This window comes from Streptomyces sp. NPDC056161 (assembly GCF_042268025.1).
Classification (GTDB): domain Bacteria; phylum Actinomycetota; class Actinomycetes; order Streptomycetales; family Streptomycetaceae; genus Streptomyces.
The window spans coordinates 45,478-60,903 of sequence record NZ_JBHJUV010000037.1; the positions used below are offsets into that span (position 1 = coordinate 45,478).

Annotated in this window: 14 protein-coding genes; 11 read left to right on the forward strand and 3 right to left on the reverse strand. The window is 73.5% G+C overall.

The window, feature by feature from the left end:
• Positions 1 to 121: 121 nt before the first annotated feature.
• Both ACFC09_RS29785 and ACFC09_RS29790 read left to right on the forward strand, forming a co-directional pair.
• On the forward strand, positions 122 to 928 hold the full coding sequence (locus tag ACFC09_RS29785) for an SDR family NAD(P)-dependent oxidoreductase (RefSeq protein ID WP_376533432.1): 807 nt from the start codon (positions 122 to 124) through the stop codon (positions 926 to 928).
• Positions 929 to 964: 36 nt separating this feature from the next.
• Complete coding sequence (locus ACFC09_RS29790) at positions 965 to 1,777, forward strand: polysaccharide deacetylase family protein (RefSeq protein ID WP_376533433.1); 813 nt, start codon at positions 965 to 967, stop codon at positions 1,775 to 1,777.
• A 36-nt stretch (positions 1,778 to 1,813) separates the two neighbouring features.
• On the opposite strand, the gene ACFC09_RS29795 is transcribed toward ACFC09_RS29790, so the two are convergent.
• On the reverse strand, positions 1,814 to 2,902 hold the full coding sequence (locus ACFC09_RS29795; RefSeq protein ID WP_376533478.1) for a galactosyldiacylglycerol synthase: 1,089 nt from the start codon (positions 2,900 to 2,902) through the stop codon (positions 1,814 to 1,816).
• Between the two features lie 389 nt (positions 2,903 to 3,291).
• Here ACFC09_RS29795 and ACFC09_RS29800 point away from each other — a divergent pair, with 389 nt between their 5' ends.
• From ACFC09_RS29800 to ACFC09_RS29815, 4 genes are all read left to right on the forward strand, one after another.
• On the forward strand, positions 3,292 to 4,203 hold the full coding sequence (locus tag ACFC09_RS29800) for a DMT family transporter (protein ID WP_376533434.1): 912 nt from the start codon (positions 3,292 to 3,294) through the stop codon (positions 4,201 to 4,203).
• Between the two features lie 393 nt (positions 4,204 to 4,596).
• Positions 4,597 to 5,703, forward strand: coding sequence for a Dyp-type peroxidase (locus ACFC09_RS29805; RefSeq protein WP_376533435.1), 1,107 nt, complete (start codon positions 4,597 to 4,599; stop codon positions 5,701 to 5,703).
• 19 nt (positions 5,704 to 5,722) lie between these two features.
• A complete protein-coding gene (locus ACFC09_RS29810) occupies positions 5,723 to 6,529 on the forward strand; it encodes a family 1 encapsulin nanocompartment shell protein (protein WP_376533436.1) in 807 nt (268 codons plus the stop codon).
• A gap of 25 nt (positions 6,530 to 6,554) precedes the next feature.
• The gene (locus ACFC09_RS29815; protein WP_376533437.1) at positions 6,555 to 7,505 is read left to right on the forward strand and encodes a hypothetical protein; all 951 of its coding nucleotides are present in this window, start codon (positions 6,555 to 6,557) and stop codon (positions 7,503 to 7,505) included.
• A 155-nt stretch (positions 7,506 to 7,660) separates the two neighbouring features.
• Here the strand turns inward: ACFC09_RS29815 and ACFC09_RS29820 are convergent, their stop codons facing one another.
• On the reverse strand, positions 7,661 to 8,398 hold the full coding sequence (locus tag ACFC09_RS29820) for a DUF1275 family protein (protein ID WP_376533438.1): 738 nt from the start codon (positions 8,396 to 8,398) through the stop codon (positions 7,661 to 7,663).
• A 179-nt stretch (positions 8,399 to 8,577) separates the two neighbouring features.
• On the opposite strand from ACFC09_RS29820, the gene ACFC09_RS29825 reads away from it, so the two are divergent.
• Both ACFC09_RS29825 and ACFC09_RS29830 read left to right on the forward strand, forming a co-directional pair.
• A complete protein-coding gene (locus ACFC09_RS29825) occupies positions 8,578 to 8,832 on the forward strand; it encodes a DUF2180 family protein (protein WP_376533439.1) in 255 nt (84 codons plus the stop codon).
• Between the two features lie 172 nt (positions 8,833 to 9,004).
• Positions 9,005 to 9,295: a hypothetical protein gene (locus ACFC09_RS29830; RefSeq protein WP_376533440.1), complete on the forward strand. Its 291-nt coding sequence runs from the start codon at positions 9,005 to 9,007 to the stop codon at positions 9,293 to 9,295.
• 95 nt (positions 9,296 to 9,390) lie between these two features.
• Here ACFC09_RS29830 and ACFC09_RS29835 read toward each other — a convergent pair whose 3' ends face one another.
• A complete protein-coding gene (locus ACFC09_RS29835) occupies positions 9,391 to 10,356 on the reverse strand; it encodes an NAD(P)H-dependent flavin oxidoreductase (protein ID WP_376533441.1) in 966 nt (321 codons plus the stop codon).
• Between the two features lie 278 nt (positions 10,357 to 10,634).
• Between ACFC09_RS29835 and ACFC09_RS29840 the strand changes: the two genes are divergently transcribed.
• The 3 genes from ACFC09_RS29840 to ACFC09_RS29850 all read left to right on the forward strand — a co-directional run bounded on the left by ACFC09_RS29840 (position 10,635) and on the right by ACFC09_RS29850 (position 15,425).
• Positions 10,635 to 11,366 (forward strand): SDR family oxidoreductase, encoded by a 732-nt coding sequence (locus ACFC09_RS29840; protein ID WP_376533442.1) that lies wholly within the window; start codon positions 10,635 to 10,637, stop codon positions 11,364 to 11,366.
• Between the two features lie 486 nt (positions 11,367 to 11,852).
• Complete coding sequence (locus ACFC09_RS29845) at positions 11,853 to 14,018, forward strand: glycoside hydrolase family 27 protein (protein ID WP_376533443.1); 2,166 nt, start codon at positions 11,853 to 11,855, stop codon at positions 14,016 to 14,018.
• A 117-nt stretch (positions 14,019 to 14,135) separates the two neighbouring features.
• Positions 14,136 to 15,425, forward strand: a complete 1,290-nt coding sequence (locus ACFC09_RS29850) for an ABC transporter substrate-binding protein (protein ID WP_376533444.1) — start codon at positions 14,136 to 14,138, stop codon at positions 15,423 to 15,425.
• The last annotated feature ends 1 nt before the right edge of the window (position 15,426 follow it).

The window sequence follows — 15,426 nt, forward strand, 5'->3', positions numbered from 1 at the left end:
ACGTCGCTGCCTTCAGCGACGACACGGATGCGCGAGGCGCGGCGGGGCACGGAAGGCGCGCTCGCGGGAGGCCGCGGACTCCGCTGCCGCGCCGGGGTCCACCACTCAAAAGGAGGTCAGCTTGGGACGCGCGACGGCGGATCCGTACCCGGCCCCGACCACCCTCGCGCCGGGCACCTTACCCACGACGGGCCTGGCGCTCGTGACGGGCGCCTCATCCGGGATCGGCGCGGCCGTCGCCCGCGCACTGGCCGCGGAAGGGTGGGAACTGCTGGTCTCCGGGCGGGACCGCGACCGGTTGGACGTGGTGGCGCGTGAGACGTCCGCCGTCGCCATTCCCTGCGATCTGGCCGCCGCCGACGGCGTCCGGCACCTGGCCCACCGGGCCCTCGGACAGGCGCAGGGCATCGATCTGCTCGTCGCGGCCGCGGGCGTGGGCTGGGCCGGTCCGTTCACCTCCATGCCCGCCGACGAGGTGGACCGGGTGCTCACGGTGGACCTGGTGTCGGTGGTGCACCTGGTCCGGCAGATCCTGCCCCACATGGTGGCGCGCCGGCAGGGCCGGCTGGTGCTGATCGGCTCCGTCGCGGGGTGCGTCGGGGTACGGGAGGAAGCGGTGTACTCCGCGGCCAAAGCGGGCCTCGGCGCCTTCGTCGAGGCGTTGCGGTACGAACTGCACGGCACCGGCGTGCGCTCCACCTACGTCGTTCCGGGCGTGGTCGACACCCCCTTCTTCACCCGCAGAGGGGTGCCCTACGCACGTACCCGGCCGCGTCCCGTCCCGCCCGAACGGGTGGCCGCCGCGATCGTCGAGGCCGTACGCCACGACCAGCACGAGGTGTTCGTGCCCGGCTGGCTCCGCGTTCCCGCCGTGGTGCGCGCCCTGGCGCCCACCACGTACCGGCGGCTGGCGGCCCGGTTCGGCTGAACGGGGCGAGCGCCACCCGGACGGGAAGGAGACGACGTGCCGCGGCACCATGCGAGCGGAGACCGGCTGCGCACCGCGGCGGTCGCCGCCGTCCCCGCGCTCGTCGCCGCCGCCCACCTCGGGCCCGCCGGAACCTGGCTCGCCGGTCCGCGGCGCGCCCTGCTGCCGGCCCTGGCGGGCATCGGCACCCCGCACCACGTGGCGCTCACCTTCGACGACGGACCCGACCCCCGCTCCACCCCCGCCTTCTTGGCCGTACTCGACGAACTGGCGGTCCGCGCCACGTTCTTCGTGGTGGGCGAGCAGCTGCTCGCCCACCGGAGGCTGGGCCACGACATCGTCCGGCGCGGCCACGAACTCGGGGTCCACGGCTGGACGCACGACCGTCCCTGGTGGCCCGCTCCGCGGCGCGAGGCCCGGCGGGTGGCACGAGCCGCGCACGCGGTGGCGGAGGTGTCCGGAACCGCACCCACGTGGTACCGGCCCCCGTACGGCATCCTGACCGGCGACCGGCTGCTGGCCGCGCGCCGTGCCGGACTGCGCCCGGTCCTGTGGACGGCCTGGGGCCGGGACTGGACGGCGCACGCCACCGCGGAGTCCGTCGCCGCGACCGTACTGACCGACCTGCGGGGCGGTGGCACGGTGCTGCTGCACGACACCGACCGGCACGCGGTACCGGGGTGCTGGCGGGCGGCGCTGGCCGCGTTGCCCGGCCTGGTGGCCGCGTGCCGGGCCGCCGGCCTGTCCGTCGGGCCACTCGCCGAGCACGGCCTGACGGACCGGCGACGCACCCCCCACGCCGGGCCGGCGGGCGCCACCGGCAGCCGCGCCGCCCCGACGGGCCGGTGATCCGGTGGCCCGGGGGACCGGTGGGCGGCCACGCCCCTACCGCCGGGTACCGCCCGCGGACGGCCTTGTCCCCCGTCCGGCGGCCAGTCGCTCCAGCGGCTCGACGACATCACCCCGGAAGAGGCCGCGGCCCGCACGGCGCAGGCGGTCGGCCGCCGCGCCTCCCGACGTGAGACGGTCCAGCGACGCCACCAACTGCCATGAGTCGCCCGCGTACTCGGTCAGCCCGAGCGCCGCCATCCGCCGTACGCCCTCCACGCCGTGCCCCGGGATCGGCCGGTACCCGATGACCGGGACACCGACCGCGAGCGCTTCGAGCGCCGTCTGCCCCGCGGCGTTGTCGACCACGGCGCAACAGGCCGCGATCAGGCCCGGCATGTCGTCCACCCAGCCCATGGCGGCCGTGCCCGGCACCTTCGACAGCGCACGGCGCAGACGCTCGTTCCGCCCGCACAGGACGAGGGGCAGATAACCCGCGCCGGACAGCAGCCGGGCCGTCGCGGCGAGCCGGCTTCCGACCCCCCACGCACCCGCGGACAGCAGCACGGGCCGCCGCCGGCCGCCGTCCGTGAGCCGGCGCCGCCACGACGGTTCGCCCGCCGGGTGCGGACGAAAGCCGTCCGGCAGCAGCGGACCGCACGCGACGGCGGGCCGTCCCAGGCGCCGCCGCACGTCCTGAGCGATCTCCTCGGTGAGACAGAGATGCAGGTCGTTGCCCCGGTGCAGCCACTGCCGGTGGACGGCGAAGTCGGTGATCAGCACCGCGCCGGGCACCGCGAGCCGCCCACGGGCCCGCATCCGGCCCGTCAGCTGGGCGGCGAGATGGAAGACCCCGACGACCGCGTCGACCCGCCCACCCGCCACCTCCGCGTTCAGCCGCTCCTCGGCGAGCACCGCGAGGGGCGCGCTGCCCGGCCGCGGGCCGCCGCCGGCGCGGAAGAAGGCCGCGTAGATACCCGCGTACACCACGGGGGCGTGCCGGATCGCCGAGCGGTAGAAGCCGCGCAGCCCGGCCCCGACACCGGCGGGCAGCAGACCCAGCACGTCCGCGTGGAAGGTCTCGTGCCCGGCCGCGCGCAGCCGCCGGGCCAGCTCGGCGGCCACCGCGTCGTGCCCCGCCCCCATGCTCGCGCTGACCACCAGCAGGCGGCTCACGGCCGACGCCGCGCTCGCCCGGCGGCGCCACGGCGCCCGGACCCGGCGGCACGCGGGATCCGGTGGAGAGGGATCCGGTGGGGAGGGATCCGGTGGAGAGCGGAGAGACACGGACACGTATGCGGGCACGGACGCGTAAGCGGCATGGTCACCTCGTATCGCACGGTGAGCAACAGGTATCCGCAGCACCGGCCGCCAAACGGGCGTCGGCCGGTATCCACCCGTCGTGCGTAGCCGGATCGGGAAGGTTTAGCCATGTGTACGGCGGTTACCACTTTTCTCGTTCGGCGGCCTCCGCCCGCCCACCGGCTGTGCGGTGGCCGCTCGCCGGGCCGTCCCGCGAACGACAGGCTTTCCGCATGAACGTGCTCACGGTCGTCACGGCCCTGCTCTCCGCGTTGTTCAACGCGGCGACGTCCGTCCTCCAGCGCAGGGCCGCGGTCCAGCCGTCCGCGGTCCCCGGCCGCGGGCCCAGAGCGGCGCTGGCCCGGCTCGGGGGACTGCTGAGCCAGCCGTACTGGTGGGCCGGGGCGAGCGCCATGGTGCTCTCCGCCCTCTTCCAGGTCATCGCTCTGGACGCGGGACAACTGGCGCTGGTGCAGCCCCTTCTGACCAGCGAACTGCTGTTCACCCTGCTCATCGGCGCGGTGGTGTTCCGGCACTGGCCCGGTGCCAGGACCTGGCGGCCCTTCGTGATGCTCGCCGGCGGGCTGGCACTCTTCCTGCTCAGCGCGTCCCCTTCACACGGCGGGGACCAGGCGGGCGACTGGCGTTGGCTGGTGGTCGGCGGCGGACTGGCCTGCTGCGTCACCGCCCTGCTGGCGGCCGCCGTGCGGGTGCGCGGCCCGTTGCAGGCCGCCACGCTCGGCATCGCGACCGCCGCCTGCTTCGCCGTCACGGCCGCGCTCATCAAAGAGGTGACCGGGCGTTTCCCGTACGGGCCCGGCGCGGTCCTCACCACCTGGCACACCTATGCGGGCGCCGCCACCGGAGTGTTGAGCGTCCTGCTGCTCCAGTGGACGTTGCGGGCCGGCACGCTGGCCGTCTCGCAGCCGGCCATGACCCTGGGGGACGCCCTGATCAGCGTCACCCTCGGCGGCCTGCTGTTCGGCGAGACCATCGCGCTGGGCTGGCGCCTGCTGCCCGAAGCCGTGGGCATCGGACTGATGGCGGCAGGCATCGTCGGCCTGACCCGGTCGCCCGTGGTGGGCGGTGCCGGGAGCTGGGACGAGGTGACGCCCGAATCCCCCGGGGTCCGCCGCGACACCTGACCTCGACCGGGTCGAAGTGCCGTACCCGGGCCGGGCACCGGCCGGCCCGGTGCCGCGGCCCGGTCGGCGTCTTCCGCGGCGCCCCCTCGGCGGCTGCGCCGAACCGGCGGTGTCCCCCGGGGCGCGGTGGCGAGTGCCGAGGTTGCGCCATACGGTGAATGAGGAAGTGACCCGCAGACACCCGTTGGGTGGGTGACGGCGTGCGAACGCGGGCCGCCGCGGGGCGAAGGGGCCCGCCGCGGTCGCTGGCGCAGGACAGGGCCCACCGCGGGGCAAGGCCGCAGGACGTGGGTCATCCGGACCGGTCCCCCCGCCGACGCACGAGCTGACTCCCCGTTTACGAGCACCGCCTCCCCCTCCGTCCGTCCGTGACCGTCAGGAAAAGGGGCGTCCATGTGCGCACTCTCCCGGGACCCGGTGCCCCAGTCGGTGCTCTCCCCGCTGACGAGCGCGGCGATCTTCCTGGTGGTGACCGTCGACGAGGGCGGCGAGCCGGTCGTACGGGAGACGCTGTCGGACGTGAACGGACTACAGCGGGCGGTCGGCTTCCGGGCGGCGCGGCAGGGCAGGCTGAGCGTGGTCGTGGGCATCGGCTCGGACGCGTGGGACCGCCTGTTCGCCGGTCCGCGGCCGGCCCAACTCCACGCCTTCCGTGAGCTGGCCGGTCCCCGGCACCGAGCGGTCTCGACACCGGGCGACCTGTTGTTCCACATCCGCGCGACCCGGCTCGACCTGTGCTTCGCGCTGGCCGCCGAGATCATGGACCGGCTGCGCGGGGTCGTCACCACACGGGACGAGGTGCACGGGTTCAAGTACTTCGACGTGCGTGATCTGCTCGGGTTCGTGGACGGCACGGAGAACCCGACGGGCCCCGCGGCCGAGGCGGCTGTCCTGATCGAGGACGAGGACCCGCGGTTTCGCGGCGGCAGCTATGTGATCGTGCAGAAGTACCTGCACGATCTGCGGGCGTGGAACGCCCTGCCGGTCGAGGCCCAGGAACTGGCGATCGGACGCAGGAAGCTGTCCGACGTCGAACTGGACGACGCCGTCAAACCGGCCGACTCCCACGTGGCGTTGACCACCATCGAGGACCCGGACGGGACGAAGCACGAGATCGTGCGCGACAACATGCCCTTCGGAACCGTGGGGGAGGGCGAGTTCGGCACCTACTTCATCGGCTACGCCCGTACCCCGTCCGTGACGGAGCGGATGCTGGAGCGCATGTTCCTGGGCGCACCGCCGGCCACCCACGACCGGATCCTTGACTTCTCCACCGCGGTGACCGGATCGCTGTTCCACGTTCCCACCAGCGACTTTCTCGACAACCTCCCCGATCCGCCGGCCGCGGGGGAGAGCGAGGAGTCCGACGGGGCCGACGAGACCGAGACCGACACCGGGGCCGGGACCGAGGCCGCCGCGTCCCCGGCCCCGGCCGTACCGGTGGCATCCTCCTCGGCGGGCGCGGACGGTTCCCTCGGCATCGGCGACCTGAGTCCGTGACAGGAGGCGAGCACCCACGATGGACAATCTGCACCGTGAACTGGCACCCATCTCCGCCGCCGCGTGGGCCGACCTGGAGGAAGAGGCACGCCGCACCTTCAAACGGCACGTCGCGGCCCGTCGGATCGTCGACGTGCCCGAGCCGGGCGGTACGGAACTGGCGGGTGTGGGCAGTGGCCATCTGCGGGACGCCGCGGCGCCGGCCGAAGGGGTGACGGCCCGCATCCGCCGGTTCCAGCCCCTGGTGGAGCTGCGGGTGCCCTTCACCGTCGACCGGCAGCAGGTCGACGACGTCGCACGTGGCGCCAAGGACGCGGACTGGCAGCCGGTCAAGGACGCCGCCAGGCGACTCGCCTTCGCCGAGGACCGCGCGGTGTTCGAGGGCTACGCCGCGGCGGACATCGCCGGCCTGCGCGAGAGTTCCTCCCACTCCGCCCTGACGCTGCCGGCCGACGTGATCGCGTACCCCGACGTCGTCAGCAAGGCGGTCACCGTGCTGCGGCTCGCCGGCGTCGGCGGCCCCTACGCGCTGGCGCTGAGCGCCGAGGCGTACACCGCTGTCAGCGAGACCTCCGACCACGGCTACCCGATCATCGAGCACATCGCCCGGGTGCTGGACGGCGACATCGTGTGGGCGCCCGCCATCGACGGTGCCTTCCTGGTGTCCAGACGCGGTGGGGACTTCGAACTGCGCATCGGACAGGACGTGTCCGTGGGCTACCTGTCGCACGACGACACGAGTGTGCGCCTGTACTTCCAGGAGTCGCTGACGTTCCTCGCGTACACCAGCGAAGCCGTCGTGCCCGTGCAGGTGGAGACCGCCTGATCCGGCGGACGTTGGAGGAAGAGACATGAAGGTCGCCATTGCGGGTGTGGGCGCGGTCGGCTCGGCCACGGCCCTCTCCCTCGTCGAACGCGGCGGAACCTGCCGGGAGATCGTGCTGCTCGACCGGGACAGACCCCGCGCCGACGGCGTCGCCACCGACCTGCGCTACGCCGCCCCGCTGTCACCGACGGTCGACGTGCGCTCCGGAGACTACGACGACCTGGCCGACGCCGCGGTCGTCGTGATCGCCGCCGGTGTCAACGAGAAGGCGGGCGGCGCCACCGACCGGTCCGACCCCAAGGGCCGCCTGCGGCTGCTGGAGACCAATGCCAGGATCTTCGCCGACATCGTCCCCCAGGTGGTCGCGGTCGTGCCCCAGGCGGTGATCATGGTGGTCACCGACCCGCCCGATCCGCTGGCCGACCTCACCCGGTATCTCGCCGGGCACGACCGGGTGTTCTCGACCGGCACCCTCATCGACAGCCTGCGGTTCCGCGTGCAGCTCGCCGACCGCCTCCGCGTCCGGCCCCGTGACGTGCAGGCCCTGGTGGTGGGGGAACACGGCACTTCCGAGGTGCTGCTGTGGTCCTCGGCGACCGTCGGCGGCATTCCCGTCACCGGCCTGCTGGCCCAGGACGGCCGGTCCGTCGACGACCTGCGCCGGGAGATCGAACGGGACATCCGTTACGCCAACATCACCATCATCGAGGGCACCGGTGCGAGCCAGTACGGGATCGGAGCCGTCTCCGCCCGGCTCGTCGAGGCGGTCCTGCGCGACGAGCGCGCGGTGCTGCCGGTCGCCGCGTACTCCGCCGCGCACCGGGTCACCCTCTCCCTGTCGAGCGTTCTCGGCGCGGGCGGGGTCCAGCAGATGCACGAGCCCACCATGACGTCGCAGGAGCGCGAGGCCCTGGACGAGAGCGTCCACGTCCTGCGCGAAGCCGCCGAACGGGCTCTCGCCGTCGGGGCCGCCTGAACCGCGTCGCGCCCGCGCCCGCGTGCGAGGGGGCCTGCGTAGCCGACGTGCGCGTCGGCGACCGTCGAGGCGACCGCGGGCAGGCCCAGGCCCCTCGAACCGGTGGCGGTGCCGCCCGCGAACCCGGGGCGGCGTGCGGACGCGCCCCCGGGCGGTCACGCCGTCGGCCGAACGCCCCCGGGACGCAGTCGGACCAGCGGCAGACAGGCCATCACAATGGCGCACACGACCAGCGCGACGGGCAGCACGGCCGCCCACGCCGGAGCCGCCCGCAGGAGCGCCATGCACGCGGCCGCGCCCGCGACGAGGGCTCCGAGCCGGGCCGGCACCCACCGCCGCGAACGGGTCGTGCCCAGCCCTTTGACGATGTACGTGGCCAGGGTGCCGGTCAGGTACGTGGTGGGGGCCGCCGCCCGGCCGGCCGCCACCATCGCCGCCGCCTGGACTCCCATGGCCAGTGCGGCACCGAACTGAAGGACGTGCCGCGTCGTGCCGGCCGGCGCGCCGCCGACCGCGGCCCAGACTCCCGCGATCGCGGCCAGCAGAACGGCCTCCCCGACCAGGCAGAGCATCACCCGCGCCGACCAGTGCGCGACCACCCCCGTCGACCGCCTGGTGGGCCAGGCGACCACCGCGGCGCCCACGCCGAACCCCACCAGCGCCAGCACCGCCGCGGTCACACCCGTGTCCTGCCCCCGGCCGGCCGCCATGCCGAGCAGGGCGAGATTGCTCGTCATGACGCCGGCGAAGACATGGTCCAGGGCGGTGAAGGAGATGGTCTCCACCGCCCCGGAGGCCGCCACCAAGAGGACCACGGCGAGCCGCAGAACCAGCTCCGGCTCGGCCTGATGCGCCGGGCCCGGTGGGACTTCTCCTCCGCGTTCGTCACTCACGGTGTTGGATGGTAACGCCAGGAGTGATCACCGCGTCCGAGGCCGGACGGTGCCGGGCCGATGTCCTTGCCGACCGCCGGATGGGTCGATCCGCCTGAGTGCGCGGTGCCCACGGAGGGCGGGAACCGCGAGGACCGTGAGCACTACCTTGGATCCTACTTGTATCTAAGATGGACTCAATGTGCATTGCACTGAGATTCCAGTGGGAAGGTGAGTGTTCCGTGTACTGCTTCGACTGTGTTCAGGAGGGTCGGCTGGAGCCTGCGGTGGCGGTCTGCGTGGACTGCGGCGCTGCCGCGTGCGGGGACCACGTCAAGCGGGTCGCGGCGTCGCTGCAACGCGTCGTCGGCATGGGAGGATCCAGCAGCTATGACACCCGTCGCCTCCAGTGTGGGGCGTGCTGGGCGGCCCGGCACGGGGTCGCCGCCGCCTGACCCTTGCCCGGTCCTTCGCAAGGCGCGGGCGTCAGGGATGGCCTGAGGGCCGTCAGGGGCTGGCGCCGCTCCCTGGCCGACGATCGCGGCTTCCTGTCCGGCGTGTGCGGCTTGCGCTGCCGGGCCGGCCTGCGCCCTGCTGGCCGAGCTGACCGGCGTACTGGCGGGCGCTGTGCTGCCCGAGCTGACCGGCGTACTGGCGGGCGCCGTGCTGACCGGGGCCGGCACCGGTCTGCTCACGCCCCTCGGCTTCGCCGCCCTGGCCTCCACGACGCCGGCGGAACGCCTCGGCCGGACCATGGGCGCCGCCGAACTCGGCCGTGAACTCGGCGACGCGGGCGGTCCGTTGCTCGTCGCGGGCATCGCCGCGCTCACCACCATCACGTTCGGCTACGCGGCACTGGCCGTCCTGCTCGCCGCAGGCCCCGCCCTCGCACTCCTGCGTCACCGCATCCGCAAGTGACGACAGAGGGCGCGGGTGCTCCCGTCCCGCTCAAGAACGCCACGAGCACCACGCCCTTCCGCCGTCATCACCGGCGGGACCTCGGACGACTGCGGTCAGCGCCGCCCGGCCCGGGTCAGCGCCTCCTCGGCCCCGGCGGCCAGGGTGCCGACCAGATCGGCCGCGGACGGCAGGTCGTCGATGAGGTCGACGCCCTCGCCGGCCCACCGGGGCAAGGCCGGGATACGGCCTCCTGCCACGGCGTCCCGATAGGCGTCCCGGGCCTGCGGGGCCGCCGCGAGTTCGTCCTCCCGGCCCCGCCACGCGTCGAGGAAGGGGTGGCCGAGGGTACGAGCGGTGTACCGGGCCGGCCAGCGTGAGCCGCGGGCGATGTCCAGCACTCTGTTGCGTTCGGTGTCCTCCCCGTGGCCCGCCACGATCGCCCGGGCGGTGGCGGGGTCGACCAGGGCTTCGGCCGTGGCCTGGAAGCGGGTGCCGAGCAGCGCTCCGGCAGCCCCGAGCGCCAGGGCCGCCGCCACACCGCGGCCGTCGGCGATCCCGCCGGCCGCCAGCACCGGCACCGGCGCCGCGAGGTCCGCCACGACGGGCACGAACGGCAGCGTGGACCGCCCGCGCCGGGCGCCGTGCCCGCCTGCCTCGGTGCCCTGTGCCACGATCACATCGGCGCCCAGGTCCACCGCCCGCCGGGCCTCCTCCAGGTCGGTGACCTGAATGATCAGCGCCGGGCCCGCGTCCCGGACGCGCTTCGCGAACGGACCGGGATCGCCGAAGGACAGCATCACCGCCGCCGGTTCGTGCTCCAGCGCCCGGGCAATCGCGTCGGCGTCGATCGCCCAGGTCTGAAAGCCGATGCCCCAGGGCTTCTGGGCGCCCTCAGCGGCCAGCACGGGCAGTTCGCGGGCCAGCCAGTCCCGGTCCCCGTTCCCGCTGCCCAGCAGCCCGAGACCGCCGCCGCGCGAGACCGCCGCGGTCAGTGCGCCGCCGGCCGACCCGCCCATCGGGGCCAGGGCGATCGGATGCTCCACACCGAACAGTTCGGTGAACGACGTCGACAAACCCATGGTCGCGATCCTCTCGTGAAAACCCTGCGGCCCCGCCCGCGGGAGCCGTACCCACCCGGCCGCGAGATCGACCGCCGGATCGCCGGCGCACAGGTCACCGGAGCCGGTCAGGGCCGAGGGCGTTCCGTGGTGGGCAGGACGTCCGCCGGCTGCGGGCCGCCCCGGCGCGCGGCGCCGTCGCGGCTGCCCGGGGGCGTGCCGGCGTGCGTGCCGTGCGGCGACGGCGCAGTCTGGACGCAGGACCGCATGACCCGTCGGCGTGCGACTGGAGACACCTCATGAAGCTCGCAGTGATCGGTGGTACCGGCCTGATCGGCTCGCAGGTCGTGCAGAAGCTGGCCGCGGCGGGACACGAGGCCGAACCGTACTCCAAGTCCACGGGGGTCGACGTGCTCACCGGCCGGGGTCTGGCGGAGGCGGTGGCGGGAGCCGACACCGTCGTCAATCTGACGAATTCCCCGACCTTCGACGACGCCTCCCTGCCGTTCTTCCGGACCTCGATGGACAACCTCCTGACCGCGGCGCAGAAGGGCGAGGTCGGGCACCTCGTCATCCTGTCGATCGTGGGTGCGGAGCGGGTGCCCGACGCCGCCTACTACCGGGCCAAGGTCCTCCAGGAGAACACCCTCAAGGCCGGACCGATCCCTTACTCGATCGTCCGTGCCACCCAGTTCATGGAGTTCGTCGACGCGGTCATGTCGTGGACCACCGAGGGCGACATCGTCCGGCTGCCGACCACCGCGCTCCAGCCGATCGCCGCCGCGGACGTCTCCGACGCCGTCGCCGAAGTCGCCGCCGGCACCCCGTTGAACGGCACCCTCGACATCGCCGGACCGGAGGTCTTCCCCCTCGACGACCTCGGTCGCATCACCCTCCACGCCCGCCCCGACGGGCGCACGGTCGTCACCGACGACACCGCCGGATTCTTCGCCTCCGTCCACGGCGACGCCCTCACCGCCAAGGGCGATGTCCGCCTCGCGCCCACCCACTACCGCGACTGGCTCTCCTGACTCCTGGACCGTTGCGGGCCCCTGTTCCCGGCGCCGCCCCGCTCCACTACGCGACAGCGGCCCGACACCACACCCGTACGCGAAACCGCCGAGGCGTAGCGGCGCACGGCAAAGGGCACACCGCCTGCTGACGCGAACCCGGCCCGCAGGCCCGGAGCACGCCCGGTCCGGGGCACACGCCCGGTCCGCAGCGGCGCCGACGCCGGTCTGTCGGCCGCGAGTTCACCCGGCGGAGGACGCCGAGGCGACCACCGGATCCACCGGGGGTGACCGCGAACGCACCCGGCTCCGGCGGCCCCGCCGAACACTGCGGCCACGGAACGGCATGTGTCAAGACATCCGACCGGCCCCGCCGCTCGTTCTCCTAAATTAGTAATAAATATTGACAGGGTATCGGCCTCGGTCCACAGTCTTCGCCGTGACGCGCAGGCCCCGTCCCGGTGCGGCCCGCGTCTCTTCCTCCTGCTTCCGACCTGGGAGAGGCATGTGACTTCCCACCCGCCCGCACACCGACCCCGACACCACCGGATCCCCCGGGCCGCCCTCGCGGCGGGGATCGCGGTGGTCCTGGCCGCCACCGTGACGCCCTCCGCCGGTGCCCACCCGGCCGACGCGCCCACGACCGTGGACCAGGGCGCACCCGACTACTACGACAGCGGTCTCGCGCCCACGCCCTACATGGGCTGGAACACCTATTACGGACTGGGCGCGCCCACCGAGAAGGAGGTGCGTGCCGTCGCCGACACGCTGGTCAGCAGCGGTCTGCGGGACAGCGGCTACGACATCGTGTGGCTGGACGGCGGCTGGCAGGCCGACAACCCCCGCGACGCACAGGGCCGGTTGGCCGCCCACCCGGAGCGCTTCCCGTCCGGCATCCCCGCCCTCGTCTCCTACCTGCACAAGCGCGGACTGCGGGCGGGCATCTACACCGACGCGGGCACCTACGACGGCGGCCGGAGCTGCGGCCTGGGCAGCCGGGGCCACTACGCGCAGGACGCGCGGCAGTTCGCCGAGTGGAAGGTCGACGCCATCAAGGTCGACTTCCTGTGCGGCATCGGCGAGAAACTCGATCCGGGGCCCGCCTTCAAGGAGTTCAGCGACGCGGTCGCCAAGTCGGGCCGCCGGATGCTGCTGAACCTGTGCAACCCGCTGACCGACGACTGGGGCCTGCCGCACACACCCGAACAGGACGCGCACAACACCTACGGCTACGCGCCGACGATCGCGGATTCCTGGCGTACCGGCACCGACATCGCCTGGGGAACCCCGAGCCCGGGTCAGTGGCCCAACATCCTGCGCAACATGGACGCCAACGCCTGGCACCCCGAGGCGCAGGGGCCCGGCCACTACAACGACCCCGACTACCTCATCCCGACGCGCCGCATGGCCGACGGGAACCCGGAGCTGACGGAGGAGGAGTCCACCACCCAGTTCGTGATGTGGGCCGAGATGGGCTCCCCGCTGGTGCTCGGGTCCGACCCGCGCACCCTCTCGGCGTCGATGATCGACATCCTGCGCAACCCGGAGATCATCGCCGTCGACCAGGACCCGCTCGGCACCCAGGGCGTGCGGGTGGCCACCGACGCGACCGGCGATGTCTACAGCAAGGTCCTGGCGGGCCACGGCCGGCGTGCGGTCGTCCTGCTCAACCGCTCCGACCAGCCGGCCGAGCGCACGGTCCGGTTCGCCGACGCGGCGCTCGGCGGCCCGGTGACCGTCCGCGACCTGCGCGCCCGAGCCGACCGTGGCACGCACAGCGGGTCCTACACCGTGCGGGTGCCCGCACACGGCACCGCCTTCCTCGAACTCACCGGCAAGGACGCCCTGCCCGGCACCCAACTGGGCGTACGGACCACCGCGAGTCCGGCCGTGGTGCGCGGCGGCGACATCCTGAGCACGTTCCTGCGCGGCCTGCGCGGCACGCTCCAGGAGCACACGGCCGCGGCCGACGGCACCGCCCGGCCTGCCGTCCGGGATCTCGGCGGCCCGGTGGCCGGAGGGATCCTGGGCCAGCCCGCCGCCTACGCCTCCCCGGGCGGCCGCGTCGACGTCTTCGTACGCGGCGCCGACTCCCGGGTGTACCGGCGGGCGCTCGCCGACGGGCGCTGGGGCCGGTGGGAGAGCCTGGGCGGCCGGGTGACCGACGCGCCGACGGTGGCCTTCACGGACCCGGCGCACTGGACGCTGTTCGCGCGCGGGGCCGACGGGCGGATCATGCGGCGCGGCCCGTCCTCCGACTGGTCCTCGCTGGGGTCGCCGGGCGACCGGCCGACCTACGGCAGGCCGTCCGCGGTCGTCGACGCCGAGGGGCGCGTCCACGTGGCCGTGCGGACCGCCGCGGACGACGTGTGGACCCGCTCCCGCGCGGCGTCGGGCCAGTGGTCGGCGTGGACGTCGCTCGGCGGGACGGTCAGCGGCAGCCCGACCCTCGTCACCGCGGGGGACGCCGTGCTGCTGTACGCGCGGGCCGGGGACCACACCCTCTGGCAGCAGCGGTACGTCTCCGGTGCCTGGCAGGGCTGGACCAAGCGCGAGGAGTTCCCGAGCGCGGCCTTCGACGGCGCGCTCGGAGCGGTCGAGGGGCAGGGCGGCACGGTCGACGCCGTCTACCGCGGGATCGACGGCTTCGTGTACCGCACCGAGTTCAAATAAATTAGTAATTAATCTTGACGTGGTGTGAGTGCCACGCGAACCTGGATCCACCGCGAGCGGGGCCGCCCATGCCTCGGCCGCCGCCGCCCCGCCGGGTGGATCCGCAGGGAGCCCTCCATGACGAACCTTCAGCCCAGCCGACGGCGGTTCCTCGCCGGACTCGGTGCCGCCGGGACCGCGGCACTGCTCAGCGGCTGTGTCACCGCCACCTCCACCGCCAAGTCCTCCTCCAAGGGGGCGGTGACCCTTCAGTCCAACCTCTCCGCCCCGCAGGCGAAGGCAGCGATGGAGGACCTGGCCGCCGCCTACGCCAAGAAGGGATCCGGGCAGGTCAGCCTCAACACCGTCGCCGCCGAGACCTTCCGGACCCAGCTGCCGACCTACCTCACCTCCGCCAACCCGCCCGACGTCTACACCTGGTACCCCGGTTCGGTGGCGGACGCCTACGCCAAGAAGAACCTGCTGCTCGACCTCGACGACGTCTGGAACTCCTCACCCGACCTCAAGCGCTACTCCAAGGCCCAGAACACGCTCTGCACCGCGAGTTCCGGCAAGAAGGTCTTCGTACCCGCCACCTACTACTGGTGGGGCATGTTCTACCGGAAGTCGAACTTCGCGAAATGGGGCGTGCGCGAGCCCAAGAGCTGGGACGACTTCCTCGCCCTGTGCGACACGCTCAAGTCCAAGGGCGTCGCCCCGATCGGTCTTGGCGCCGGCGGCAACACCACGTGGGTCGCGTCCGCCTGGTTCGACTACCTGAACATCCGCATCAACGGCGCCGACTACCACCGCCAACTGCTCGCCGGCCGACGCCGCTTCGACGACCCCGAAGTGCGCAAGGTCTTCGACCGCTGGCAGGAGGCACTGCCGTACTTCGACCCCGACGGCACCGCCCTCGCCTTCCAGGACGCCACGACCGCCCTGCTCAACGGCCGCACCGGCATGATGCTCATCGGGACCTTCTTCGCCGACGCGGCGCCCAAGGACGCCCTCGACGACATCGACTTCTTCCGCTTCCCGGTCATCGACCCCAAGGTGCCGCTCGCCGAGGAGGCCCCCACCGACGGCTACTTCGCCGGCGCCCGCACCGGACGGCACGACCAGGTGGCCGACTTCCTGCGCTACCTCGCCACCGCCGAGGCGCAGGAGATCTACATCAAGGGCTCCTCGGGCACCGTCCTGCCCTGCCACCCCGACGCCAAGGACGCCGGCACCCCCCTCGTCCGCAAGGGCCGCGCACACGTCGAACAGGCCGCCGAGATCACCCAGTTCTTCAACCGCGACTCCAGCGACGCCCTCCAGCCCACCGCGGACACCGCGCTGGGCAAGTTCCTCGCCAAGCCCAAGAGCGTCGGCAGCATCCTCACCGACTGGCAGCGCGACGCCCAGAAGATCTGGAGCGCCTGAC